Source organism: Blastocatellia bacterium (genome assembly GCA_025054955.1).
Taxonomy (GTDB): domain Bacteria; phylum Acidobacteriota; class Blastocatellia; order HR10; family J050; genus JANWZE01.
Window position 1 is genome coordinate 42548 of sequence record JANWZE010000050.1, and the last position, 25967, is coordinate 68514.

Annotated in this window: 19 protein-coding genes; 8 read left to right on the forward strand and 11 right to left on the reverse strand. The window is 55.8% G+C overall.

Annotation, left to right across the window (positions count from 1 at the left end):
- Positions 1-47 precede the first annotated feature (47 nt).
- The 9 genes from NZ823_06655 to NZ823_06695 form a co-directional block, all read right to left on the reverse strand.
- Complete coding sequence (locus tag NZ823_06655) at positions 48-281, reverse strand: hypothetical protein (GenBank protein MCS6804810.1); 234 nt, start codon at positions 279-281, stop codon at positions 48-50.
- A 999-nt stretch (positions 282-1280) separates the two neighbouring features.
- Positions 1281-2699 (reverse strand): alkaline phosphatase family protein, encoded by a 1419-nt coding sequence (locus NZ823_06660; GenBank protein ID MCS6804811.1) that lies wholly within the window; start codon positions 2697-2699, stop codon positions 1281-1283.
- Positions 2696-3544, reverse strand: a complete 849-nt coding sequence (locus NZ823_06665; GenBank protein ID MCS6804812.1) for a hypothetical protein — start codon at positions 3542-3544, stop codon at positions 2696-2698. Before NZ823_06665 ends, NZ823_06660 begins: the two co-directional genes overlap by 4 nt.
- Before the next feature lie 118 nt (positions 3545-3662).
- Positions 3663-3878, reverse strand: a complete 216-nt coding sequence (locus tag NZ823_06670; GenBank protein ID MCS6804813.1) for a hypothetical protein — start codon at positions 3876-3878, stop codon at positions 3663-3665.
- Between the two features lie 45 nt (positions 3879-3923).
- The gene (locus NZ823_06675; protein MCS6804814.1) at positions 3924-5540 is read right to left on the reverse strand and encodes a B12-binding domain-containing radical SAM protein; all 1617 of its coding nucleotides are present in this window, start codon (positions 5538-5540) and stop codon (positions 3924-3926) included.
- A 17-nt stretch (positions 5541-5557) separates the two neighbouring features.
- A complete protein-coding gene (locus tag NZ823_06680; protein MCS6804815.1) occupies positions 5558-7150 on the reverse strand; it encodes a B12-binding domain-containing radical SAM protein in 1593 nt (530 codons plus the stop codon).
- A 294-nt stretch (positions 7151-7444) separates the two neighbouring features.
- A complete protein-coding gene (locus NZ823_06685) occupies positions 7445-9733 on the reverse strand; it encodes a CRTAC1 family protein (protein ID MCS6804816.1) in 2289 nt (762 codons plus the stop codon).
- Positions 9734-9865: 132 nt separating this feature from the next.
- On the reverse strand, positions 9866-10000 hold the full coding sequence (locus tag NZ823_06690; GenBank protein MCS6804817.1) for a hypothetical protein: 135 nt from the start codon (positions 9998-10000) through the stop codon (positions 9866-9868).
- 74 nt (positions 10001-10074) lie between these two features.
- Positions 10075-10584 (reverse strand): hypothetical protein, encoded by a 510-nt coding sequence (locus tag NZ823_06695; protein MCS6804818.1) that lies wholly within the window; start codon positions 10582-10584, stop codon positions 10075-10077.
- Positions 10585-10777: 193 nt separating this feature from the next.
- Here NZ823_06695 and NZ823_06700 point away from each other — a divergent pair, with 193 nt between their 5' ends.
- Entirely contained in the window at positions 10778-12214 is a 1437-nt protein-coding gene (locus tag NZ823_06700; protein ID MCS6804819.1) for a hypothetical protein, read from the forward strand.
- 256 nt (positions 12215-12470) lie between these two features.
- Here the strand turns inward: NZ823_06700 and NZ823_06705 are convergent, their stop codons facing one another.
- Positions 12471-14054, reverse strand: a complete 1584-nt coding sequence (locus NZ823_06705) for a flippase (protein ID MCS6804820.1) — start codon at positions 14052-14054, stop codon at positions 12471-12473.
- A gap of 80 nt (positions 14055-14134) precedes the next feature.
- Complete coding sequence (locus NZ823_06710) at positions 14135-15793, reverse strand: alkaline phosphatase family protein (protein MCS6804821.1); 1659 nt, start codon at positions 15791-15793, stop codon at positions 14135-14137.
- A 173-nt stretch (positions 15794-15966) separates the two neighbouring features.
- On the opposite strand from NZ823_06710, the gene acpP reads away from it, so the two are divergent.
- From acpP to NZ823_06745, 7 genes are all read left to right on the forward strand, one after another.
- Positions 15967-16227 (forward strand): acyl carrier protein, encoded by a 261-nt coding sequence (gene acpP, locus NZ823_06715; GenBank protein MCS6804822.1) that lies wholly within the window; start codon positions 15967-15969, stop codon positions 16225-16227.
- An 8-nt stretch (positions 16228-16235) separates the two neighbouring features.
- Complete coding sequence (locus NZ823_06720) at positions 16236-17231, forward strand: ketoacyl-ACP synthase III (GenBank protein MCS6804823.1); 996 nt, start codon at positions 16236-16238, stop codon at positions 17229-17231.
- Positions 17232-17274: 43 nt separating this feature from the next.
- Positions 17275-18267: a ketoacyl-ACP synthase III gene (locus NZ823_06725; GenBank protein ID MCS6804824.1), complete on the forward strand. Its 993-nt coding sequence runs from the start codon at positions 17275-17277 to the stop codon at positions 18265-18267.
- 89 nt (positions 18268-18356) lie between these two features.
- Positions 18357-19097: an N-acetyltransferase gene (locus NZ823_06730; GenBank protein ID MCS6804825.1), complete on the forward strand. Its 741-nt coding sequence runs from the start codon at positions 18357-18359 to the stop codon at positions 19095-19097.
- A complete protein-coding gene (locus NZ823_06735; protein ID MCS6804826.1) occupies positions 19094-19825 on the forward strand; it encodes a glycosyltransferase family 2 protein in 732 nt (243 codons plus the stop codon). The genes NZ823_06730 and NZ823_06735 overlap by 4 nt, the downstream gene beginning before the upstream one ends.
- Positions 19826-20617: 792 nt before the next feature.
- Positions 20618-22912 (forward strand): CRTAC1 family protein, encoded by a 2295-nt coding sequence (locus NZ823_06740; protein MCS6804827.1) that lies wholly within the window; start codon positions 20618-20620, stop codon positions 22910-22912.
- 109 nt (positions 22913-23021) lie between these two features.
- Positions 23022-25817 (forward strand): hypothetical protein, encoded by a 2796-nt coding sequence (locus NZ823_06745; GenBank protein MCS6804828.1) that lies wholly within the window; start codon positions 23022-23024, stop codon positions 25815-25817.
- Positions 25818-25967 lie beyond the last annotated feature (150 nt).

Here is a 25967-nt window from a genome sequence, read left to right on the forward strand (position 1 = left end):
GGCTGTCAGATACCAGTACAGCCCGTGCGTATCAGCGACGTAATCGCTCACAGGTCCATCTCCTGGAGATCTTGTAGCCACTGGCTACGGATTTCTTTTAAGGCTGTCTCCGCATCGAAATCTTCGGCGAGCTGTCCCTTTAAAATTCCGTAGAGCGATTGTGGTTGGCGCATTTCAGCTTGGCGCATCCGGCGCGCCAGTTCTTCAATCACCCGCAACTGCTCCTCGCGGGTGAGTTGGCCAAGCAATGACTCAACTTGGTGGAAAACCGTCGTGCTCATTTACACACCTCTTTAACTCTCATGACGGCCTAATCATAACTGGCAACATCTGCTGCAGCAAGCGCCTGCCCAGTGCTCATGTTCAACAGCGTGATGCCGGATGGGAAGCTGCTTTGGAGTTTGGCGTTTTTTCGGAGGTTGGCGGTTGTCATCGTTGGTGTGGTCACTCATTGGAAAGAATTGAGTAGCTGTGCGCCAAGCCCATCAGCCGCGAATAGAATGTTGCACCACGTTGTCCTGACGTCCTCTGGCAAAGCGACACAAATTAGCCGGCATCGTCACGATGGTAGGTCACGCTCCAGAGGCCACGCATGCAGCTCGCGCAAAGGTAACCGGACGTGCAACGTCCGCAGCAGCCGAGCCAGTAGTGTGGCGCGTTCATGAAGCGCCCGCGCGGCGCATTCGCAGTGAAGGATTGAACAGCATCAACGAGCCGATGGGAGAACGGGTGGCGCGGCTGAAGACGCGAGGGATTGGGGATGATGCCCATCCAGACGTTGCACGTCTGGCTACCCTCTGCTGCGCGGCTGCCGCCGCCCAAGTAAATGCTGACCGAGGATCGCAGATTCCCGCTCAGTCAGCTTAGAGTGGTTTGCACATGGATTGGGACTGCCCAAATAGTCGGCATCGAAATTGGCAGTAGAAAAAACGGCTTCACATCAATGTCCATTGCTCTGTTTAGTCAATGTAACTGCAAGTCGCTATGGAGCAATTTTCAATTGCCTTTGGCCTGGGAGCCCCGCATCCTGTCGGTTCATGCACGTTACGGGCGCCCCCATGATAAGCTCACTCGCAAACCGCTCTAAGTAACGTGACAAAAGTTCGGGGTGTTTTTGGAGTGTTGCGACGTGTCGCAGCTTTGGTCAGAAAGTGGTGACACGTCACCGCACTCCAAAACGTCCCGTCCCTCCGAAATGTCCCAGAACTTTTGTCCACCTCCGTAGTGGCGGCAGCCGCGTTGCGGACTGCTCGCCCTATGACGAGTAGAATGAGACTCGTCTACTCAATGTAGCCTAGTGCCCGCAGCCGCTCCATGATTTGATCGTCCATCGGCGATTCAATCGGTGTACTATCAGCCTGCACGTTGATGTCATAGGTCGTGATGTAGCGAATCGGGTGCTCGGCGAGAAACTCCTTGCGCAACGCCCGCCGAATCACGCGACCATCCATGTCTGCGCCCACCGGCAATCCCATTAGCGCCAGCAGCGTCGGCGTCACATCTAACACCGACGGAGCACCCAGAGGGTTTCCCGGTTCAATGTGCTTGCCGGTCATGATGATGATGCCGTCTTCGTCCGTGTGCGCGGCGGAGCCAGCGCCGCCGGACAAATCGAATGCCCGTTGGCTGGCCGACATCCCATGATCCGAAACCACCACCACGCAGGTCTCTTCATCCAGCCCGCTCAGGTATTGGCCGATCATCTCATCAACGAAAACGTAGTAATGGCGCAGCACATCTTTGTATTGCTTGATCTGGCGCGGCTCGACGACGGCGTTGAATTTCTCCGGCTCCATATAGAGCCAGAACCGATGCCCGACCACATCAATGCCGGCAAAATAAACGGCCAGAAAATCAGGCCGCAGCCTGCTCCACAAATATCGTCCAATCGCCCCGTATGTGCGATCATCGTTATGAATCTGCACCAGCAGCGAAAGCGACACTCTTTCCGCTTCCGTCAGCGGTTCGGTTGCGGCCCGGACATGGCGAATGAATTCCGGCGCATCATCAATCTGGTTGTGCGGTCGGATGAGTGGCCGAATCTCATTGAACAGTTCTTCTGGATAAGTCTGCCGATTCGCGGCCTCTGATAGCAGGGCGGACTTGCGCGGATACTCCAGCAATCTTGCCGACGGTTCATCTGAAGCCTGTTCTTCAGCCAGCTCGCCGAGCGGGGCAAAATCTTTCAACTTGTATCGCGTCACGCCTGACACCATCGCGCCGTTAACTGGTGTGGCCGGCCATGTGTTCCACCAACCAACGACGCCGACGCGCTTGCCATAGTCCGAGAGAATGTCCCACACCGTTTTGCACCGGCGCATATTGGACGTGTAGGGCATGCGCTTGCCGGTCTGTGGATGACGAACGACGAAACCGAGAATGCCGTGCTTTTTCGGGCGCTTGCCAGTGGCGATGCTGTTCCAGATGCGCGGCGACTGAGCCGGAATCAGCGTTTTCAATCGGCCGTGGCTGCCCGATTCAATCAAAGCTTGCAGGTGCGGCAGCTTCTTTTCTTTGAGCAGTGGCGTGATGATCCGCCAATCCGCTGCGTCAAGACCAATCAGAAGAATCTTTGTGTCTGTCAGCCACTGTGAATCTATGGCCGTTACTTTCTGTCCCGGCCACAGTGGCCATCGCCGTATTTGCCGTTGGTTGTGAAGCAGCCGCTTGAGGCGCCAGCGGAGTTTCTTCTTTTTCATATCGTCTCTGCTGCTCGCCGCGCGATGCGTCGGGCGCTGTACCATTGCGTGGGGTCTTGCTGGACGCGCTCGATGAGCGGGGCTAGCAACGCTTCCATTTGCTCATTCAGCGGCAAGTGCTCAGGCACGTCAACCTGCATGAAGCGGAGACCAATCCGCGCCCGCGAGATGGAATATGTGATCCATCCGATCAGCGGCGCGCGCATCTGACGGGCAAACACGATGAAGGATGGAGAAAACTGCGCCGCCTGTCCAAGAAAGTTCACTGTCACCGGCTTGCGTCCGGCATTACCATCGGCCATCGTCATCAGCAGCTCGTTGCGCTGTAGGACCTCATAGACTTCCTGCTTGTTGAAATCGTCAACGTTAATCATCCGGCCAGTGATGGCGCGGTTAGTATGGTGCGCGGCCGCCAAGCCGCGCGTCCGGGCGATGTAGCTGAGCGTGTACCCTTTTTTGCACGGATAAATCGGCCCGCCCCAAAACCGTCCATAGTGAATCCCGTAGAGCATCACGCCTCGCCCCTGCTCTAGCGCGCGATCAACCAACTCCAGTCCTTCCACCTCGAACACCGCATCAATGTCCGCTTCCGACAGGACCGGCAACACAAGCGAGTCAATGTAGGCCCAATTGTAGTGCATGATGATTTGGCACAGCGTCTGGTCAATCCACGCCTCGTCCTTGTCGGCAAAGATCAGGCGCAGGCTCTCCCGCATCTTCTGGCGATCTGCGCGCGCGTCATCAGCCGAGATAAGCGCGTCCATGATCCGAAACGCCGTCGAAAGATTGCTCACTTTCGGAAGGTAACCAAGCGGTCGGTGCAGGTGCCGTTTGAGGTCAGCCAACCACATCACTCATCAAGGTCCATCATCTTCCATTGGTCTATTGTTGTGATCGGTATCGGCTTGCCGCACGTTAGCCTATTTCTCAAGCCATCCAGGCCGGTTCCGAGATTCAGGATTGTCATCGCTTGTTGGTTAACGTCTCCCGCACAACGCTGGGGAGAAGGTACTTCCGCGTCACCTGAATACGACCAAATCCGCGCTCTCCCAGTCTTAGTGGGATGATCTTTACTTGCTCGATCGTGTCCCGTTCTTCGTTGAAAATGCGGATGAACTCTTCTGTGCTCACTACCTCTGAGTACAGATCCTTGATATCAATGATCCCTGGTGTGTTCATGTGATCAATATCTCAAATCAGGCGCGTTAAGAGTCAATGGAGGTCTCACACACCCGCCTGCTCCGTCTGCGCCTGCAAGATTCGCTCATCGGCAGTGTATGTATCAATCCGCAGGTTCTCGCTGGCCGGGCCTGTGCCGCCGGCTTTGCGGCTCTTTTGTTGTTGCCGCACGACTCGCCGGAACTTCATCAGGCCGTATTGCCGCAGCGCCCACAGCTCGATCGGCGCGCGGAAGAAGTAATACTTCCAGCGCAAGTCGGTCATCAGCGCGATGAGCTTGTAGAGTAACAGCAGGAGCGGGTTCTTTGTTTTGGACAATTTGCGATGCTCTAGCAGTTCCAACAATTGGACGAAGTAAGTGACGAAGTTCTTTTGATTCTGCGTTACCCATGGCGGGGACACTTCGCTCCGATGGTGGAACGTTGCCCATTCTTCCAGGCTCTTGGGTTCGTTCAGACCGAGTTTGAGGCTGTGTTGATAGAGCAGCGTGCCGGGATATGGTGAATAGATGTAGAAGTTGAAACTGTGAAATCCGTTCGATTGCAATGCCACGCGGCGCACTTGGTCTACGCTTTCGCGGAATTCCGCTTCGTAAGTCAAACGCCCCTTGTAATCAGGTGGCAGCGGCATGCCGGTGATGAACGAGCAGGCCAGCCGGATGCCATGCTTTTGTGCTCGCTCTTGCACGGTCAGATACTGCTCGACGGTCGTATCTTTGTAGATCAAATCCAGCATCTCCTGATCGCCCGATTCGACGCCGACCAGGATTTGATAGCATCCACTCTCCCTGAGTAACTGCCAGAAATCGTCGTCCAGATGAATCAACCGATCCACTCGTCCGGGCACGCGCCCCCATTTGACGTTGAGCTTCCGCTCCAAAAATCCTTCGCAAATCTTCTTCACCCGTCGCAGATCGGTGAAAAAATTGTTGTCCTCAATCAGAATGACGTTGGCTCCGTACTGGCGCACGAGCACTTCGATTTCATCCAGCGTGCGCTCTGGGCTTTTGGCCTTCCATAGCCGTTGCGACGTGAGCGGCTCGGAACAGAAGCCGCAGCGCGAAGGGCACCCAATGCTGGAGATGTAGTTGACGACTCGATTGCCTTTCTTGGTAATTTCCAGATGCTTTCTCACGTCCACCAGATGAAACGGCCACGGGGGCAGCTCGTTCAACCCGACAAACCGTCGCTCTGGGTTGTCAATGACCTGACCATCCTGCTTGAATGTCACCCCTGCCAGCCCATCCAGCGGCTGAGCTGATTGCAGCCGATGCACCAACTCAGCAAAGGTCACCTCGCCTTGTCCGCCTTTGACGACAATATCCACGGTCGGATGTTCGCAGGTCTGTCGTGGCAAGATGCTTGGATGCACGCCGCCCCAGACAATCGGAATCTGCGGGTATCGTTCCTTCACCAATCGAGCCATGGCAATCCCCATCTCGATCTGTGTACCCGTCAGCGAGCTAATGCCGAGGCAGATGGCGTCCTTGACCTCTTCCAGGACGTGTTGACGAAAGTCAGGGTCTACGTCTTGGCTGATGATCTTGATCTGGTAGCCTTCCTGCGCCAGCACCGATGAAGTGGCGATCAGCCCCAAGGGTAACCGGTAGTAGGGCACGTTCCGACGCGCCGCCGGGTTGAACAGAACGATTTTCCCTTCCATGTGCGTTTCTCCTTAGCTCACACGTTTTGTAGTTCCGGCACAGTCGTTCGGTGAGGTCTGGACTTAAGCACCGGCGGTTTCTTCTTGAGCTTGCCCGCCGCGCGCAGCAGCATGTACTCGACAGGAAATCGGAAAAAGCGATGCTTCCAGCGCCAGACCGTAGACCAATAAATCAACCGATAGACGGCGGCTTTCAGTGGATTCTTGTGGTTCAGCTTTTGTCCGCTGTAAATATCGCGGAGCAACACAAAATACTTGTCAAAATTCTTTTGGTTCTTGGTCAGCCAGGGTACCAGCGTCTTGCGATGATAGAATTCAATCCAGCCTTCCAGCCGGTCCGGCACTGTCAATCCCCATTCGAGGCTCTCCTTGAACTTCTCACTGCCCGGATAGGGCGTGTAGGTGTAAAGGTGAATCGGGAACTTTCGGTAACGATCCAGGCAGGCGCGAATCATGTCCACCGTCTGGACGAACTCGTCCTCGTAGGTGACGCCGTCCTTTTCTTGCGTGAACGGCATGCCGGTGATCACACTGGCGCTCAAGCGGACGCCGTGCTCTTTGCAGCGATCAATCAGTTTGAAGGCGTCTTCATTCGTTTGACGCCCTTTCATTTTGCGCAGCGCCACGTCCGAGCCAGAGTCCAGGCCGAAATAGACGTGATAGAATCCGCTCCGTCGCATCAGTTGCCATAGCTCATCCGGGTAGCGGCCGAGCGTGTCGCACCGTCCGGGCACGCGCCCCCATTTGATCTGGATTTTCCGGTCAATGAGTTCCTGGCAGATTGCCGCCACGCGCCGCTTATCAACGAAGAAGTTATCGTCGCAGATTTTCAGACAATCAATTTTGTATTCACGCCAGAGCCGCTCCACTTCATCCACCACGCGCTGCGGACTTTTGCCTTTCCACCGCCGCTGCGACGTCAGCGGCTCAGAGCAGAACGTGCAATCCAACGGGCAGCCGTAGCTGGTGATGTAGTTGATCATCCGCTCGCCGCTCTTGGTCTGCTCGATGTACTCTTCCATATCCACCAAGTGAAACGGGATGGGAGGAATCTTATCGAAGTCGAACATCGGCCGGTCCGGCGTCTCGATGATCTGGCCGTCTTGTTTGAAGCAGATGCCCAAACATTGCTCCAGCGGCTCGTCAGCTTCCAATCGGTGCACCAATTCCCACAGCGTCATTTCGCCGTAGCCTTTGACGACAATATCAACGTAAGGATTTTGGCAAGTTTCTTTCGGCAAGATTGATGGATGCACGCCGCCCCACACGGTGCGAATCTGCGGATAGGCTTCTTTCACTGCCTTGGAAGCTTCCAACCCACCGCGAATTTGCGGCCCGGTCATCGAGCTGACACCTAAGAGAACGGCGTCCTTGGCATAGTAGAGGATTTCATCCAGGTAATTAGGATTGCCATCCTCCGAGATGATGTGAACACGATAGCCTTCGGCATCCAGCAAGGCAGAGGCGCACAGCAGTCCCAGCGGCAGATTCGAGAACATGCGCACGCGCCCGGTTTTCGGGTAAGGTGAGGGATTGAACAGAACGATGTTTTTCTTCTGCTCGCGCCTTCGGTTCCTGATGCTGATACCCACTTGCGCTTGAACGTGCATTCACACCTCCTATTGAGAAACGCCTCGACAGAAACCTACTTCGTATTTCTTTTCAACGCCAGGCGGCGGCAATTATACCGAAGGGTTTCCTCTCTGTCCACAAACCAAATCATGCATTGATTGTGGCGCACTTCCCCAATTGCCGGCATCCGAGGAATCAGGCGGTAGGTATTTGCTTGAGGAAGCTTGGCATTCTCAGGTGAGTTTTTCATTGCCGACATCCGAGAAATTGTGATAAGCCGGAGCAGGCGGCCCCTGCAAGCCGTCTACACGTGCCCAAGCCGCGCACAGATGCTATGATCGCGGTTCCGTAATGACCAGCTTCTGATTGGCCTGCACGTTGGTCAATCGCTGTACGGCGCCGCGCGGCCAGCGCACTTCAACGTCGGCCTGCGTGTGGTTCCCCAGTCCGAAGACCTGTTCCAGGCTATTCAGTGAAAGTTGCATATCAGCACCGGGCACTTCGCGCATTTGTCGACCTGAGCCGGTGGTCACAAAAATCTTGGCCCCGAAGGCATCCCGATTGCTGAGTGTGCCGACGAGCCGAATACTCAGCCAGTTATGGCCTGTGGATAGGTCATTGCGAAGCAAGACACCTTCCTCGCCTATATTCGCCAGGTAGATGTCCAAATCACCGTCATTATCAATATCTCCGAAGGTAGCGCCTCGTGTGTACCCTGGGTAATCCACGCCGTACAGGTGACCAACTACGGTGAAGGTTCCGTCTTGACGGTTGTGAAAAAGCAGATTGTGTTGAGTGAGCGCAATCTTGAAATTGCCCGAATCGCCCACTACACCCGCGGTGACGTAATAATCCACCCACCCATCCAGATCAAAATCCCAGGCGTTAATTCCCCAGGTGCAGATCAACCAATCCGTTCCGGCAAATGGGCCTATCGGCGGCACCGCCGTGTCCAACCCAGCTTCGTATGTGGCTTCCGTAAACGTTCCATCGCCATTGTTCTTGTGAAAGGCGCCAGTACCACAATTGGAGATGAAATAATCCAGGTCGCCATCATTGTCCACGTCCCCGGCACCGACCCCCATGCCGTAGAGTCGGGAATTGAATCCCACAGTTGGTCCCACTTCTGTGAATTTCCATCCGCCGCGGCCATCCGGGCCATCATTGCGGTAAAGTGTGTTAGGAAAGTCGTTGAACTGGCCAAAATCATTAATGACGGCTAAATCTACATCGCCATCGTTATCATAGTCAGTCCAAAGCGCCGCAAACGTCCGCCCCCAGTTATTGACACCATAGGCTCGGCCCACCTCGGTGAAGGTCCCGTTGCCGTTGTTCCGATAGAGATAGTTGGGCTGTCCGGGCGCGCCAACAAATCCGGGCGCGGCTGGACCGCCTGCATCGTTTCCGACATACAGATCAATAAATCCGTCATTGTTGTAATCGCCCCACGCAGCGCAGCTACTATCATCACCGACAGACCCGCCAACGCCTGCCAGCGTGGTTACATTGGTGAACGTGCCATCACCGTTATTGCGATAGAGAATATCAGGGCCAGGTTTGGTGGTGACGAACAGGTCCCTGAAGCCATCATTGTCATAGTCACCCCACGCAGCGGCGCGATACAGCACATCTTGTCGGCCAACCACGCCCGCGCTCCGCGCCACATCCGTAAACGTGCCATTGCCATTGTTCCGGTAAAGGAAGTTGCGCCCTCGGTCGGTAACAAAGAGATCGAGCCAGCCATCGTTGTTATAATCAGCGAAGGCTGCGCCCGCTGCAAGGCCGCCCCGGGCCACCAGTTGGTGAGTGATGCCAGCCGCCTTGGAGATATCAATGAATGGAAAATCATCCGGACGGTAGGTTTCAACATAAAACTCATCCTGACTGAGCACATCTCCGTTGCTGTTTTTGACCACGCCAAGAATGCGGCAGTACCCTGGCTCGGCGGTGTACTCGCTCAGCCTGATCACCTCCAATCGGGTCTCCTGTCGGCCAGCAGGCAGGTTGAAAGGCGCTCCCAGGATCGGCATGACCATGTCCCCGGTGGGTAATTGCATCGAGAGGTCATAGGTGCCCTGTATGGGATTGAAACTGTTGTTTCTCAATAGGCAGCGGACCTGCACCGTTTCTCCAATGGGTTGACGTCTCTTGTTCGGGATCAATTCAATCTCAACCTCCGGCGGGCGATCCAGCGCCTGGTAAAGTTCGGCCTCCACCTCAGTGACGTGCTGTCTTCCGTTGCCATCAATGCCGGTCACACGAATCGTATTCACGCCTTCGGCTAGGAAGCTCACACTTGCGGTGAACCGCCCGTTGATGACCGGAAAGGGCACCCCAGGCAGCTCATCACGTCTTCGTCCCAGAATGACCACCGGCGCTCCAACGCGAATGACATACACCACGCTTATAGATGGGTCCGTCACGACCCCTTCAATCGTGAGCGGGTTGCGTCCAATGATCAATTCTTCGGGAGGTGTCACAATCGTGATCACATTCTGAAGAGGCGACCTCAGCGCGACAGCTCCACTCATCGAGCTGGTGGTTGGTAGATTGCCGCTGAGCATCAGGAAGGTGCTCAGCGCTACGATCAAGCTGATGAAAAAGCTGCGACACTTCAACATACCGTAACCTCCTCAGCTCTTTTTCGTCCCGAGCTAGACAGGACTTCCAAAAGATGTCACCAGTTAACAACTCAAGGGCGGATGGAGTGTATCAACCCAGGATGGGGAAGTCAACGAGCGGGAGCGCCGGCTCTAACCGAGAGCGTTCATCAAATTCATTCCGAGGTTTTCGCCGGTCATGAAGACAATCCAGCCGGCGGCGTTGTTGGGCGGTGGCGTCGAGCGCGGCACATGACGACTGCCTCGCGCCAGGATTGGAGACAACATCGGTCATCACCCTGCTGCCACCAGCGTGCCAAACAGGTGGAACATGGCCTCATCCATGGCGATGACGACCACCATCACAGTAACAATTCGATATGGATGCGCGTTGCTTGCGTCACAATGTCGAAAGACTCGATCACGTCTCCGGTGGAGTCGAGAATCTCCAATTTCCCCACGCCTCGGTAGTCATCCAATGACAAACTCGGCTCCAGTGACTCGCTCACTCTTATGAGCCCGGTGAAATTGCCTCGCTCGTCGGACAAAAGTTTCACATAGGTTAATGCAAAACTGCGCATTCCCGTTTTAGTCCACTCTCCATGTCCAGCCGTTGAAGCCCGTGCCCGCGAGGGCGGCAGAAGCGATGTCTCCACGACATTGCCATCTTGAGTAAACGTGATCAAAGCATTATAAGATTGAAATGACGAGCCTGAGGGAGTTTGCACGGGAGTTACGGTCACGACCCATGAGCCTTGGAGATTACTTCCATGCAGGGTTGCGCGTGACTCATTCCCTAGTCCCCAAAGAGCAACCGAACCCAAGATCACCCCAACGGCAAGCAAATTCGTTGTCAATCTTTTCGTCATCATACTCGATCTCCTCGGGCTTCGCGGTTAGTTCTTCCTCATCCACCTCATTGTTGCCCGCACACGAGCATACCCGATTTACCATCTCTGTCAAGCAAGCGCCAGAATGCCGGCTCTGATTTCAGCTTGACTTAGAACCCGGGCTCGTTTTATGCTGCCGGCTCCTGGCCATAAAGATTCATTTGGGGAGGGCTACATGAAGACGCCTGAGATTCGGCATCTCGTCAAATTCGTTTTCGCGGCGGCTATTGTCATTTTGGTTTTAATACCAAGCCCTACTGGTCCTACTAGTGGGACAAGCGCAGCCCAGAATACGGTGACGCTGGATCAGCTTCGCCAGAACATCTTCATTCCCACCTGTTCAACCACCTCATGTCATAGTTCATTGCGGGCGGCCGGCGGGCTTGTGCTTGACGAGTTCAATGCCTACGCCAATCTCGTTGACGTGCTCGCGGAGAATCCGGCGGCCCGCGCTGCCGGCAAACGCCGCGTCGTCCCGGGAAAACCGCAAGAGAGCTTCCTCTATCAGAAGATCACCGGCCAGCTTGGCCCAGGTGAAGGCGAGCGGATGCCTCAAGCAGGCACAATCCTACCGCCAGCGCAGGTTGAGATGATCCGTCAATGGATCCTCAACGGGGCGCTGCCCAGCAGCACGAGAGACATCCAACTGCCGGTGCCTGAGCCAGGCGCTCAAGTCGTGGTGCCACCGTTCCATGTGGAAAGAGAGGTTCAGAGGAACTATTACTTCACGCTCCCGAACACCGAAGAGATGCGGGTCACGCGCTTCGAAATGCTCTATCCGCCCGGCAGCCACCATTTGAACTTCTTTGCCTATCAAGGCGGTCTGCCTAATGGACCTCCACCGGATGGCACGTTCGAGGAAGGGTTCAACCCTGTTCCTTTTGCCAACTGGGCGCTGCGCGCCGGCAACCAACGTATCCACATGATCTGGGACCTCCCGCCGGGTGTGGCTTTCAAGTTTGATCCGCTGCAAAAGGTGCTGGCGCAGATTCATTTCGTGAACACCGGACCGCAAACGGCGCCTATCGGCGGCATGGCTGTGATCAATCTTCACGCCGCCTACGATCCTTCCACTGCTCCCATTACGATGGGCACGATGTTCGGCCAGAATAATCGTCTGGTTCTGCCGCCGCGTTCCACCACCATGTGGGACTTCGGCGTCACCTTCGACTTTTTCGGCATTGAAGAGCCGGTCAAAATCGCCGCTGCCACTGGTCACTTTCACTGGCGAGGCAAGACATTCGAAATCCGTTTGTGGGATGGTCGCAATAAAGATGCAGTCGGCGCTCCTGTTGGATGTAATGGGTGCGTCCAAGGACAAAACACCTCTTCGACTGAGTTTGACCGGATGGGTATCCAGAACCGCATCTACTACAGCGACAACTGGGACGATCCGCCGTTTGTGACCTATAACGACCGCGAAATTGTCGTTCCGCCTGGCTGGGGGATTGTCTACCGCGCGACCTATGTGAACAATACCAACCGAACGATCTTTTTCGGTCCGCAAGTAGAAACTCAGGAACACGGAAACGTCTTCATCTACTTTTATCCAGGGCCAGATGATGGGCGCACATTGTGGTTCCCTCTACCTTCCCAGAGCGGAAAACGGTAGCGATCTTTGAAACGAGGAATCTCTTAGAGCAGTTTGCGAATGAGACTCTGCTGGGCGTACGCCCCAGGATAAGCTCACTCGCAAACCGCTCTATTGGTATTATGCCGCTGGCTCCTGCCTCACATAGGGCCTTTCTTCGGACGATTAGTATTATGCCCCTGGCTTCTGGCTCCTGAATCCTGACTCCTGGCTCCTGCCTCACATAGGGCCTTTCTCCAGACCTCTTGGTATCACTCACACGTTTTCAACGGCTGGGCTATTGACGGCTCACGTCCATATCGGGCGTTGAAGTGACAGGCTGCCTGTGAGCGAGTGCTTTGAGCCGAAGCTGTGACTGGCGGGCCAGCTCTTTATCTTCCTCGTCCAGCCCTAGCAACCAGAGCATTCCGCCATACGCAACAAGGTAGCCCAACCCCAGCGCCAGCAGCGCGAGATATTTGTTCGCCGGCAAAAATGGATGCAGCGCCAGAGCCACACCGATAGCGAGCGCGCCGGCGGCCAGCACTTTCAAGTACCCTCGCTGCACCGGGTGCAGGTTCATGTCGAAATAGGCAATGGAGGCGGCCAGGATGTTCGACACAAAAACGGAACCGGTAAATCCCCATGCGGCGCCGATCAGACCAAACTGTGGCACAAGCCAGATGTTCAATCCCAGCGTGACCAACCCACCTATAATGCGAATGACCAAAGAAACCTTGGGGCGCCCGGCCATGATCAGCGCCGTTTCTGACGGCCCGACAGCATAACTGAAACAGACAGCCGCAGCCACCACACTCAACGCCGTAGCCGCCGGCATGAATTGTTCGCCTAACACAGGAATGACCACGCCGGGGAAGACAATCAACAGGGCGAAAATCGGAATGGAGAGCAGCATCGTCCATTTGGTGATCGTCTGAAATGCGTGTCGCAGTTCATCCAATCTGCCTTCGGCGTGAAGCCGAGGCACATGCGGCGAGTAGGCTTTCTCAAACGCATCGGCAATCAGCGTATTGAGCGTGGCCATGCGTAGCGTGAACATGTACAGCGTGATCTCCAGCGGATTGCGGAACATGCCGAGTAACAATACATCGGCGCGCCGAGTCGCCTTGCTGATGAAGTTGCGTAGCACCAGCGGCCAACAGTAGTTGATGAACTCGCGAAACTGGAATATGGGCTTGACACCTTTCAGTCGGCTGCGCAGCGTGGCTGTGTAGTAGTAGTAAGCAGCGACGGTTGCTGCAACCGTCGAGATGACATAGGCCAGGATCAAGCCTTCCAGTTTGAAGCCAGCCAGAAATAGCAGTAGCGCCATCCCGACTTTCGTTCCCGGCTCGATGACGCTGCGCACGTAGGTTTGTGCCTTGAAGTGTTTGAGTCCCACCAGTGTACGTACCCAGATGCCCGACAGGGCCGAGAGCGGCACGGTCAGCGCCAACCACTGAAGGACCACCACAAGGCGTGCCTTGTTAGCGAAGAAGCGCTCAACCAGCGGCTGGGCGGCCAGAAACAGACCGAGGCCCAACAGCACGCCGAGCGAGACACTCAACACGCCGGCCGTCCAGATGATGCCTTTCAATTTCGGCGTCTCTTTTTTGTAGAGCGCAACATAGCGAATCAGGCCGTTGCCGAATCCCAAATTGAATATCAAGGAACCAAGCTGGCAGATGGTCAGTCCCAGGAGAAACAGACCGAAGACGCGCAGACCATACAGTTTGGCAATCCCGACGGTGAAGGCGAAGCCAAACAGCTTATCGAGAATGTTACCAAGAAAAACAATGCCGCTATCTCGTCCGATTCGAGCGAGCCGGCTTCGATTGGTTTTTGCTTCAGCGTCTGTGACCACGGCCAGGGCAATGCTCACGCTTGAGGTTGGCGTTCGGCTGCCAGCGGGCGATTATAGTTGAGGCTGTTGCGTCCTGTACAGGCTCAGTGGTGTCATGCTCACTCGAAGTATCCGAGTTCCCGCAGTCGCTGCTCGATCAGCTCGTCGTCATGCTGAGCAAACGTGATGGCGTCGGCTTCGCCCGCCGGTTCTCCATACGTGATCGGATGCTGTGTGATGAATGCCGGCTCAAACATGTCGGTCAGCACTTGTCCATCCATATCTTGTGGGACCGGCAAGCCCATCGCATACAGGATGGTTGGCGCCATATCAATGAGTCGTGCGCCGCTGAGCCACGCGCCGCGTCGCACGCCTGGCCCAACGGCCAATAAGATGCCCTTGCTGTCGTGATCGCCGGGCAATCGTTTGACCGCATAAAGCTCGTTCAATCGGTGCGGATGTAGCGCGCTGCTAGTGGAAAAATTCAATCGCGGATCAGCATTCAATGTGGCTTCCTCCAGGATGATGTCTGCCGCCTGAGGCAGGTAAGGCCCGTGATAGACGTCTTCACGTCGGTGCACGCCCGTGTAAATCGGCGCGCCCGTGAGCGGGTCGCGCACGGCGAGCAGCTTGCGAATGATCTGTTCGCGCAGTGATTCATACTCACTGGGGTTGACAATGCCGGCAGGTTCGCGTCCGCGTAGATTGAGGCGAATTCCTAGTCCATTCAGATAGAATGCCCGCGTCCGCGCCCAGTCAATGATTTTCAAGCGCCAACTGAGGCCTTTGATTTTGCGGGTGGTCTGGTCTGTAGGAGTCAATGAGAGCGCGCTGCTGAACCAACGAGCTAACCCGTACACACGTGACTGCCGTCGCACATAGCGAATGACCTGTTGAATCGGCGACAACTTAGCGCCGCGCACCAGCGCTAACCAATCTTGCTGCCACAGCCAGTGGTTGATCAGAAACCGGCGATAGAATCCATTGGCGCCGTGATCGGAGACGATGAACAACATTGTTTGGTCATCCAGCAGTTCCAGTTGCGCCCGCAGGATGTCATCCAGGTGTGTGTACATGTCGCCGAGCAAGTGACCGAACTGTCGCGCCGAGGCCTCATCACGCAACGGATGATTGGGCATGACATCATCCATCACCCAGTGATGAACGCGGTCAGGCGCCGTGAACACACCGACCATCAGGTCCGGCCTGACCTTCTGTTGAACGTAGCGAATTGCTTGCCAGCGCATCTCGATGTATTCGGCGAGGTGCTCGACGAACCACTGCTTTTTCACCTCCCGATGACGGCGCACCGGGGGCATCTCGATTTCGTACCCGGGGCAGGCTGTGAGCAGTTCGGCAGCGAACGCTGGAGGAAACGTAGCCCCGCGCAGGCTCGGCGCATCCATGCCGGCGACCAGCACGCCGTTGACGGGGCGCGGTGGGTAGGTATAAGGCATATTGACGACGGCAACGCGCTTGCCGGCCTCGCTGACCAGTTCCCATAAGGTGCGCGCGCGAACAGAACCGCCATTATTGAGCGTGACTTTATAATCGCCTGGCACGAGTGAAAAGAATCCGAAGACGCCTGTCTTGCCGGGATTCTTGCCAGTCATGAAAGCGCTCCAGCCAGCAGCACTGTTGGGCGGCAACGTCGAGTGCAACGTACCGCGCGCGCCCCGCCGCATGAGAGCAGCCAGTGTCGGTAATCGTCCTTGTGCAACCAGCGGGTCAATGAGACGAAATGTCGCGCCGTCCAGACCGATGACAATGACTTTCACTGTGACCTTGAGCGAGCGTGATCGAGATTCGCCTGTTAATCGAAGCCAGATTAAACTGTGGCCGTTTGAATCTGTCAAGCTTGGTTGACAGCGGCCAATGAGCTGACAATAATAACGCCGCCAAGAGAGCGAGAAATTGAACGTGGTAGTGGCAACATAAGGAAGGTAGCAGTATGAGTGACGTATTGACGCGATTCAGCCGAATGGTCGCCGAGCTGAAGGGAATTGATCCGAGTTCGATCAGCGCCGAATCGCGGTTGGTCGAAGATTTGGGGGCGGATTCGATTGATTTGGTGGAATTGATGCTTGATGCCGAACGCGAGTTTGGCATTGACATTGGCAAGCAGCAGGCACAATCGCTGCACACGATCGGCGCCATTGTCGAGTACATCGAAGCTGCCTTGGCGAAACAGGCCGGTTCACCAAGCACATAGGAATTTGTATGAAGCTATTGACGGTCGGCATTACGGGTCTTGGCGCGTGCGTGCCCGACAGGGTATTGACCAATGCTGACCTTGAGGCAATGGTTGACACGACGGACGAATGGATTCGCACGCGCACCGGCATCCGTGAGCGGCGGATTTGCACGGAAGCTGAAGCCACCTCTGATCTGGCGCTGAAAGCGGCGCAGCAAGCCTTGGCCTCAGCCGGCGTCAAGCCGGAAGAACTCGACCTGATCGTTCATGCAACGATGACACCGGATCGGTTGTGGCCTTCAACTGGCTCAACCGTGCAAGGCCGATTGGGCGCCGTGAACGCCGGCGCGTTTGATGTGAATGCGGCCTGTTCCGGTTTCATTTATGCACTGGCCGTTGGCGCGCAGATGGTGCGGACAGGACTCTATCGCAAAGTGCTCGTCATTGGCGCCGATGTCGTCACCAAATTCCTAGACTACACCGACCGGCAGATTTGTGTGCTGTTTGGCGATGGCGCCGGCGCTGTGTTGCTGGAGCCTGTGCCTGAACAAGACGAAGGCCTCATCTCATTCTTTCTGGGCAGCGACGGCACGCGCAGCCAGGTGATGTACATCCCGGCTGGCGGCAGCCGGATTCCACCGAGTCATCATGCGCTGGATGAAAAACTCAACTTTCCAGTGATGGACGGCTTCGAGACGTTTCAGTTTGCCACGTGGGCGATGATGGACTCCATTCAAAAAGCGTTGGCTCACTCGCCCTACCAGATTCAGGACGTGAATCTGATCGTGCCGCATCAAGCCAACATTCGGATCATCCAAACGGCAGCGCGATGGCTCAGCGTGCCGATGGAGAAATTTTCGGTGACGATTGATCGTTATGGCAATACGGTGGCTGCATCCATTCCGCTCAGTTTGTATGATGAGGTCCGGGCAGGACGGCTGCAGCGGGGGGATTTGGTGGCGTTAACGTCGTTTGGCGCAGGCCTGACCTGGGCCAGTGCGCTGCTGCGCTGGACGATATAGCATGGACGATATAGCATGAACTTATCATGCTTGGGGAGATTAGATGGAAGTGCGAACAGTGGGCATTACAGGTATTGGAGCTTATGTCCCGGAGAAGGTCGTCACTAATGCCGATCTAGAGCCGCTCCTCCAGACAACGGATGCGTGGATTCGCCAGCGCATGGGGGTGATGGAGCGACGGGTATGCACCGAAGAGCAAGCCACGTCTGACTTGGCCGTGCCTGCCGCGCAAATGGCTTTGGAGGCGGCTGGCTTGAAACCAGTAGACGTGGAGATGATCATTAATGCCACTATGACCCCAGATCGTTTATGGCCCTCGGCGGGATCAACGATTCAAGGGAGATTGGGAGCTGTCAACGCGGCGGCCTGTGATATCAATGCAGCCTGCTCCGGCTTTGTTTATGCGCTGGCAGTGGGAACGCAAATGGTGCGCGCAGGGCTCTATCGCAAGGTGTTGGTCATCGGGGCTGATGCTATCTCCAAGTTTCTCAGAGGCAAGAACCCGAATGGCGCGCTATTTGGGGATGGAGCCGGCGCCGTCGTATTGGAGCCGATCCGGGCCGAGGAAGAAGGAATTATTGATTTTGTCTTGCACAGCGATGGCAGCCGAGGTGACATTCTCCAGTTACCGGCTGGTGGCAGCCGGCTACCCTCCAGCCACCGCACGTTGGATGAGGGCTTGAACAGCCCAGTGATGGATGGCTATGACACCTTCGAATTCGCTGCGACTGCTGTCATGGACTCAATTGAAAAAGTGCTGGCCAAAACGTCATACACAATCAATGATGTGGACCTGATCGTTCCTCACCAAGCCAACCAGCGATTGTTTCGTCCCGTGGCCAAGTGGCTGGGCGTGCCAGTAGAGAAGTTCTTTGTCAACATTGAGCGGTATGGTAATACTGTGGCGGGGTCCGTGCCCATCGCGTTATATGAAGCGGTTCAGCAAGGGCGATTGAAACGAGGTGATTTGGTGGTATTGTCGGCCTTCGGCGCTGGTCTGACGTGGGCGGGTGCAGCGGTGCGGTGGACTATGTGATTGCCAATGGCGAAGTGTTGGCTCAGTGGCTCAGTTCAGTGGTGGGAACCCCTTGACGCTGCGAGTTCAAATCTTCAACTCATGAGATCATGAAACAGTTCATTCACAAAACAGCGCGTTTGGGCGTCAGTCCCACACTTGGTTGTGGCGTGGTCATTGAAGAGAACGTAGAAATTGGCGATCACGTTACCATCGGCCATAACGCGGTCATTCAAGCTGGGACGCACATCGGCGCAGGCACCATCATCGAGGCTGGGGCGATCATTGGTCGTCAGCCTCGACCGAGTGCCATGACCAGTCGCCCGGTCTCTTTGCAGCCTGGCGCTGTCATCGGCCAGAACTGTCGCATCGGGGCCAACGCCGTAGTGTACGCCGGGGTTCAAATGGAAGAAGGGGTACTCATAGGCGATCTAGCCTACGTGCGTGAACACACGCGCTTGGGCCGCTATGTCACAATGGGAGCGTTTACCTGGTGCGGTTACATCACAGTCGGCGATTATACGAAGATTCAAGGAGCGTGTGGTTTGGTGGGCGTTTACGAGGATCGTGTCTTCCTCGGTCCTCTGGTGGTGGCATTGGATGATCCAACGATGGACCGACACCCGCCAACGGAATTCGTCGGGCCTCATGTCAAGCGCGGGGCGCGCATTGGTGGCGGGGCAGTATTGTTTCCAGGCATCACGGTGGGTGTGAACGCGGTGGTAGCTGCTGGCGCAGTGGTGATGCGAGATGTGCCAGACCGGAAACTGGTCGCCGGCAATCCGGCCAAGGTGATTATGGATGTGCCGGAAGATCAGCATATCCCAGAGGCATCAGAGACGGTGGAATGAAAATGGAGATTCAGGCTCATCGTATTCTGGCCATCTCGGCGGTGCGGGACGAAGAGAAAAGCATTGGTCGCGTGATTGAGCAGTTGAAGCAGATTGGCCTGTCTGACATTGCCATCGTTGATGACGGTTCGACCGATGGCACCAGTGAGATTCTTCAGGCACATGGTATCACCGTGTTGCGCAGCGGAGCCCGCGAAGGCTTAGGCATGGCCGCGCGCAGCTTGTTCCAGTATGCTCGTCATCATCAGTTTGAAGTCGTCGTCACGTTGGCCGGCAACGGTAAAGACGATCCGATGCAAATTCCGCGCCTGTTGCAGCCACTGTTGGAGGAAGGGTATGACTTGGTCCAGGGTTCGCGGTATCTGCCCGGCGGCAGCTACACGAACATGCCGTTTTATCGGTGGCTGGGCACGCGGCTGATTTATCCGCTCTTGTTTTTTCTTGTTACGGGTCGCTGGATGACTGATGCAACCAACGGCTTCCGCGCCTTTCGCATGAGCTTGTTCGATGATCCACGCATCAACCTTCATCAGGACTGGCTATCACAATATGAGATGGAACCGTACATTCTCTACAAAGCGGTGACTCTTGGGTACAAGGTCAAAGAGGTGCCTGTCAGTAAAACCTATCCAAAGCGTGGCGAAGAGTACACCAAGATGAAACCGATCACCGGCTGGTGGAGCATCCTACGACCACTCGTCTTGCTGGGCCTGAGAATCAAGCGTTAGAAGGCCACAGGGCCGGATAGACCCAATAGGCGGGCCGTCTTCGGTAGGAGGCAGAAGCCGCATGATACCACGTGCGGAAGATCGCGTTGAGGGAACCAAAAAGCATGGTGGAGCCTGACTGACTGGCAACGTGCGATCTTCACGCGGCATTTGGGAGCGGCGGCAGTGGCACACCAGAAGGTAGCCACTGCCGTGCAACGTCCAGGAGGGCGTCATCCCAATCCATCGCGAATTCAGTAAGCGCCACCCGTTCCCCTCGTCGGCTCGCTGATGCTTTGCAATCGCTGGTCATGAATGCGCTGCTCTGGCGTGTCTGCATTGCGCCACACTCGTGTTCGCCCTGTTGCTGGAGGCATTGCCCCTCTGGGAGCGTTGTCACAAGCCGCTTGCGCGGCTCAGCGGAAACGAGCGCAGCATGAATGATCCGGAGGCGCATAGAACATCGTCGGCTGCCGCTTGCGAAAGTCGGCTGCCGCTTGCGAAATTTTGATCCCGCTCTTCATTTCGCTTCATCAAACATAGCCCTTCCCCGGATTATTGGTATGAGGCCTCCGGCAACTGTAAGGAGAAAGCATTACGTGGTGTTGTTGGGTAAATTTCGTTGACAACCAGAGAACGAAGAAGGAAAATAATGCCGCTCCTGGTGAATTGTTGAGGAGGTAGTAATACCAATTGCATAGGAAAAGGTCGCGTTTATGAAGCCAAAAAGCAGAGTAGGACCTAAACTGATAAGGAGCAATCTGGAGTCCTCACTCGGCGTTGGGTATGAGGTCATGGTGAGGAGGTGCAATCATGTATTGGCGCAAGCAAAGCCTATTTGTCGTGTTGCTGTTGGTGGGGGGATTGTTGATCGGGTCGGCGATGCCGCCGTCTCAGTTGATTCACGCGCAAGCAGAGGCAATTCGATTAGACGTTCCACCGGATGGAATCACCATTCGGCGTAATCCGCTCATTCTGAGCGGAACCGTGCATGATCCGGCGGTCCAGGTTGTTTACATCAACAAGGTGAATGCTCCGGTGATGGTGTTGGGGCGGCGACGGACGGATATGCCGGGGGTTCCGTTTCCCGTTGTCAACGGCCGATTCATCGGCTACGCGGCGTTTCTCGGAGTCGGTCCGAACACTGTGCGTGTTAGTTATTATGATAAGAACAACGTGCTGCGAAGCGTGGACGTGCGGGTTGTCTATAACTCATCGGAATTTGAGGCATTCGATATTGTGCCAGACCTGCGTGCTGAGTCGTTGCGCCAGCCGGTGGGGCAGCCTGTCGAGTTGTTCATTCGCCTGCGCAATCGGACTTCTCAGAGGGCGATAGGCGTAGCTCGCCTGGAGCTGAAGAAACCGGACGGAAGCGTTTTGCCGCTCACTCCCATCAACTATACAATCGAGGCAGGCTGGCGACAGGAATTCGCGCCTACGCTCACAGCGGAGCTGGACCAACTTGGCGTGTACGAAGTGATCCTGACGGTGATGAATCAGCAGGCTCAGGTCGTGTCAAGTGACAATGTTCACTTCGAGGTTTATCGCCCGCAGGACTTTCCTTTCGTGGATGTATCAGCCCAAGCGGGCATCCGGTTTCTCCACCAACTGGGCGTGCCAGAGGGCGGCGGCGCATCATGGGCCGACTATGACAATGATGGGGACGTGGATCTATTTGTCTCCAATTTGGGTGGCCCTGCTCGACTTTATCGCAACAACGGCAACGGCACGTTCACCGATGTGACACAGGCAGCAGGCTTTCGCGATCAAACGTTTCTGCGAGCGACGCGCGCCGGTGCGTGGGGCGATTACGACAATGACGGCGACCGCGATCTGTTTGTGACAAGTCCGACGTTGGTTAATCGCCTGTATCGGAATAATGGTAATGGGACATTCACCGACGTATCGGCGGCCGCCGGCATTCGTCCCATTATTGTGAATTCGTTCTCGGCTGCCTGGGGTGATTACAATGGTGACGGGTATCTGGATTTGTATGTCTCAGGCAATCTCGCGGGAGGATTGCCGCCCGACTTCCAGGTGACGTCTTATCCCAACCAGCTCTATCGGAACAATGGCAATGGGACGTTCACCGAGGTCGGTTTACAACTGGGCGTCGCCAATCTGGGGCCAACACTCGCCTGTCAGTGGGTAGACTATGATTATGATGGCGACGTGGACTTGTTCGTCATCAACGATTTCAGCGCGTTCACGGAGTTTCCCGGTACGATCTATCGCAACGATGGGCCTGATCCGCAGCGCGGCTGGAGATTCACCGACATCGGACGCGAAACCGGATTTCATGACGTGCCACTATTCGGGATGGGCTTCACGATGGGTGATTACGATGACGATGGTGATCAAGACTACTTCGTGTCCAATCTGGGGATTCCCTGTCTGTTCCGCAATGACGGAGGCTTTTTCTCCGACGCAACCTTGGATGCCGGAATTACGGCTTATCTTGTGTCAAGTGGTCCGTTCAGTCAGCCACTACCCGGGGCGTTTCCGCATGTCGGCTGGATTGCCAATACATGGGGTGTGCAGTTCTGGGACTATGACCTGGACGGCTGGCTAGACCTCTACATTGCTTCCAGTGGAATGAACATGGAAAATTTCCCGATTGCCCCGTTCAATCCAAATTGGATTTATCGCAACAACCGCGACGGAACGTTCACCGACGTTTCACAGGTCCTCGGCTTGGATCATCCGGGCCGGACGCGCGGCGTTGCTATGGCCGATTACGACAATGACGGTGACCTGGATGTTTATCTAGCCAACAACGATCAATATGGCGTTTTGTTGAGAAATGATCTGCGCACTGGCAATAACTGGATCAAGGTGGAGCTGCGTGGCACCGTCAGCAACCGCGATGCCATCGGTTCGCGCATCGTGCTGGAAGCAGGCGGCCGCCGGCAGATTCGTCTCTATCCAGATTCTGACCCACAAACTTCACAAACGCCGCTTGAGCAGGTCTTCGGGTTGGGTCAGGCAACGAAGGTAGATCGCATCACTATTTACTGGCCCAGCGGCATTGTTCAAACGCTCACGGATATTGATCCAAGCGCGTATGGGCCGGCTCACAAGCTGATTGTGACTGAACCGACTCGCTGAAAACTGTGCATGTGTCTCGGGCGCAGCCAATACGGCTTGCGCCCGTCATGAAAAAGGCATAGAGGTGGTTTCACGGATGTTGTGCCTTACCTAGGAAGGAGGTTAGAGGATGAACCGGCAAGTCAAAACTATCAAGCTTATCGCTTTGACGTGTGTGGCCTCGACGTTCGCGCTGCTGGCGTTGGATATGCGCTCTGTCTCATCTGATTTTGAGCGACGGTCGCTCGTGCCTGTGCAATCGTTTGCGCGTGTCTCGCAACCGGGCGACATGGATGGAGGCAACTTCAAAAAGCTGGATAGCTTTCTCTCAAAATACTACGACCCAGCCAATGGGCTGGGCGCTCCGGGCGTGGATGCTGTCGGTCAGCCATTGCGCAATCATCCGCACGGGCTGGCGCTAACGCCTGACGGACGCAAGCTCTATGTCACGTTTGAAGGCAATGACTCAGAGCCACGCAACATTGTGGCCGTGATTGACACTGCCACCAACACCAAGCAGAAAGAAATCGTTGTTGGATTGAGACCGCTTGGCGTTGAAATTGACCCGAGCGGTCGTTGGGCTGTTGTGGCTAATCAATACTCGAATTGGCTTTCGATCATTGACACGACAACCGATGAGGTAGCTCGCGAGATTCAGACATTTTTCTATGCGCAAGACATCGCGTTCAATGCGCGCGGCGATCGCATGTTTGTCAGCAACAAGGCACTGGATAACGTGCACGTTTACAGCTTCGATGCTCGTAGTGGTCAGGCCACATTGCTCAGTGAGATTCCTATTCATATTTCCAATCAACCGTTCGACCTTGGCGATGATCCGCGGGATGGCCCTTATGGCACGGGCGGCACAAAGCAGAATTTGGCCAGCTTGGGCTTGCCTCCCGACGTGGTTGATCCGGAGTTTACTCGCCTGTTAACAAACTGCAATCCGCGCGACATGGCGATTGTCGGTCGGTACCTTTACGTGGCTACGATCAATGGTCTTGGCGTCGCGATCATTGACATTGAGCAAGGAAAACAAGTCGACTCGATAGACCTGAATTCACCGGCTTGGGGTATTAGTGCGGCGGGGCCGTTCGTGTTTATCGGCACGGGCGGTCGGTTTGCACAAGTGGTGACCAGCGAACGGTCGTTGAATGAGAAGAACAAACGTGATCCCATGCAGAATGAGATCGCCGTTGTGGATGTGCGACGCGACCCGTTCAATCTGATCATGCGATATACGAGCCTGCCTAGTCCACCGAATGGACCGCCTGGCGGGCCGCCGCTCACACTGGAGCAAGCCCGCGCCTTGCTTGTGCCGGCTACTGGCGAAGCGCCGTACCTATCGGCGTTCGGCGATGCCAGCGTCCCCACCACGGATTCCAATCGCGATAACCTGCCCACGTTGGTTGACGGCGCGATTCCCAATCAAATGACGACGTTTGGCAACCTGCTGTTTGTCACGATGGAAGCGTCCGATCAACTGGAAGTCTACCGCATCAATCCCGACGCTACCGATGCCCGGAACATCCTGGCTCGCTTGCCGGCGTCGTCGGCGTTCACCAATTCCGGTCAGCTTGCATTTCCCAGCGCGATCAATCGTCAGGCCAATTACGACAATGGGTTTACCGATCGCCGACCGATTGATACGGCCAACTTCATTACCGGCGATGCCAACCCTGAGTTCTTCAATGGCCGACGACCGCAAGAAGTCGTTGTCAGCTCCGATGGCCGACGTGCGTATGTCGCCAATATGTTGGGCGAATCGGTCGCTGTCTTCGATGTGACGGCGGATGGACTGCGCTATGCCGCCCACATTGACCTGACGATTGCTGAGTATCCGCGTTTCCCGGCCACCCTGGCTGAGATGGGCGAAGACTTCTTCACCTCGTCGCGCATTGTGCTGGATCGCAACTTCACCTGCTTGACCTGTCATCCAGCCATCGGCACTGATTCAAAGCCGTGGAAAGCGGGCAGCGCGCCGGGCAATACCATGCGCGATGTGCTCTCGGCGCGCAATCAGCGTGACGCCTTCCCCTTTTACAACAGTGGCACACGCGTCCATGCAGAGACATTCCGTGCTGCGTTGCGTGATTTCAGTCCTGACTCGGTTTTCGGCGGTGATCTGGATACGTCTCCGCTGGATACTGACGGCGATGGCGTTTTAGAAGTGCTCGATCGAGGCTACGCGCGAGCGTTCCTCTACCGGAATAACTTCATGACGCTGGAGCGGTGCGGTGTGGGTACGGAGTACGTCAATGCTGCGATAGGCGCTTTCTTGGAAGCAGAGCCGCGCTTGTTGGCGAATCCGTTCAAGGAGCCGGATGGGTCATACTCGTCGCGGGTCATCATCGGTTATGATGCGCAAGACCGTCCGATCATCGGCGATGCGCGAGCAGGCGAGGCCATCTTTCGCGCGCGCGGCTGCGCCGTCTGCCACACGCCGCCGACGTTCACCAACAACGCATTGATGACACTGGATGCCCTCGATCCATTGCTGACCTTGTGGGATATGGACGGTGACGGGATCCCTGACGGCGTCGTGCCCAGCTTGGAGATGGATATTGATTTCATATACACCACGACATTCGACGTTAACGAATCGCTCCTTTACAGCGTGCCCGTTGAACGCGGCTCAACGAACGGCGGTGATCGCGATCTCCGGTTGTTTGTGGCTGACATTGACCGTGTTGATCCCAGGAGCCCGCTCAGTGGTCGCCCGTTTGTCAATAATACGGCCGATGCCCGTAATGTGCGGGTCAAGCCGTTGCGTGGTATATGGGATACACCGCCTTATCTCCATCATGGTCGAGCAGCGACGCTGCTGGATGTCTTGACCACGTTTGCCACTGCAGAACATCGAATGGTGGGCTTGACGCCGACTGAGGCAATACACCTAGCGGCGTTCCTACACTCCATCGAGTAGGCAAGAGCAATCAACAAGGCGACCCAAGGCAGGGGTCGCCTTGTTGATCCAGCCAGACGACCGGTAATTCTCTCTCGTTTGTTATTGGGTAATCCCGCCCCGCCTCGAAACGACGACAAGAGTCCGCCGCGCGAATACCACAGTGTGACG

Excerpts from the sequence above, each read along its gene's own strand:
- NZ823_06660 (MCS6804811.1), bottom strand. The coding sequence starts at position 2,699 with ATGAAAAAGAAGAAACTCCGCTGGCGCCTCAAGCGGCTGCTTCACAAC.
- NZ823_06675 (MCS6804814.1), bottom strand. The coding sequence starts at position 5,540 with ATGGAAGGGAAAATCGTTCTGTTCAACCCGGCGGCGCGTCGGAACGTG.
- NZ823_06740 (MCS6804827.1), top strand. The coding sequence starts at position 20,618 with ATGTATTGGCGCAAGCAAAGCCTATTTGTCGTGTTGCTGTTGGTGGGG.
- NZ823_06745 (MCS6804828.1), top strand. The coding sequence starts at position 23,022 with ATGAACCGGCAAGTCAAAACTATCAAGCTTATCGCTTTGACGTGTGTG.
- NZ823_06685 (MCS6804816.1), bottom strand. The coding sequence starts at position 9,733 with ATGTTGAAGTGTCGCAGCTTTTTCATCAGCTTGATCGTAGCGCTGAGC.
- NZ823_06730 (MCS6804825.1), top strand. The coding sequence starts at position 18,357 with ATGAAACAGTTCATTCACAAAACAGCGCGTTTGGGCGTCAGTCCCACA.
- NZ823_06725 (MCS6804824.1), top strand. The coding sequence starts at position 17,275 with ATGGAAGTGCGAACAGTGGGCATTACAGGTATTGGAGCTTATGTCCCG.
- NZ823_06720 (MCS6804823.1), top strand. The coding sequence starts at position 16,236 with ATGAAGCTATTGACGGTCGGCATTACGGGTCTTGGCGCGTGCGTGCCC.
- acpP (MCS6804822.1), top strand. The coding sequence starts at position 15,967 with ATGAGTGACGTATTGACGCGATTCAGCCGAATGGTCGCCGAGCTGAAG.
- NZ823_06670 (MCS6804813.1), bottom strand. The coding sequence starts at position 3,878 with ATGAACACACCAGGGATCATTGATATCAAGGATCTGTACTCAGAGGTA.
- NZ823_06680 (MCS6804815.1), bottom strand. The coding sequence starts at position 7,150 with ATGCACGTTCAAGCGCAAGTGGGTATCAGCATCAGGAACCGAAGGCGC.
- NZ823_06690 (MCS6804817.1), bottom strand. The coding sequence starts at position 10,000 with ATGTTGTCTCCAATCCTGGCGCGAGGCAGTCGTCATGTGCCGCGCTCG.
- NZ823_06695 (MCS6804818.1), bottom strand. The coding sequence starts at position 10,584 with ATGATGACGAAAAGATTGACAACGAATTTGCTTGCCGTTGGGGTGATC.
- NZ823_06735 (MCS6804826.1), top strand. The coding sequence starts at position 19,094 with ATGAAAATGGAGATTCAGGCTCATCGTATTCTGGCCATCTCGGCGGTG.
- NZ823_06700 (MCS6804819.1), top strand. The coding sequence starts at position 10,778 with ATGAAGACGCCTGAGATTCGGCATCTCGTCAAATTCGTTTTCGCGGCG.
- NZ823_06655 (MCS6804810.1), bottom strand. The coding sequence starts at position 281 with ATGAGCACGACGGTTTTCCACCAAGTTGAGTCATTGCTTGGCCAACTC.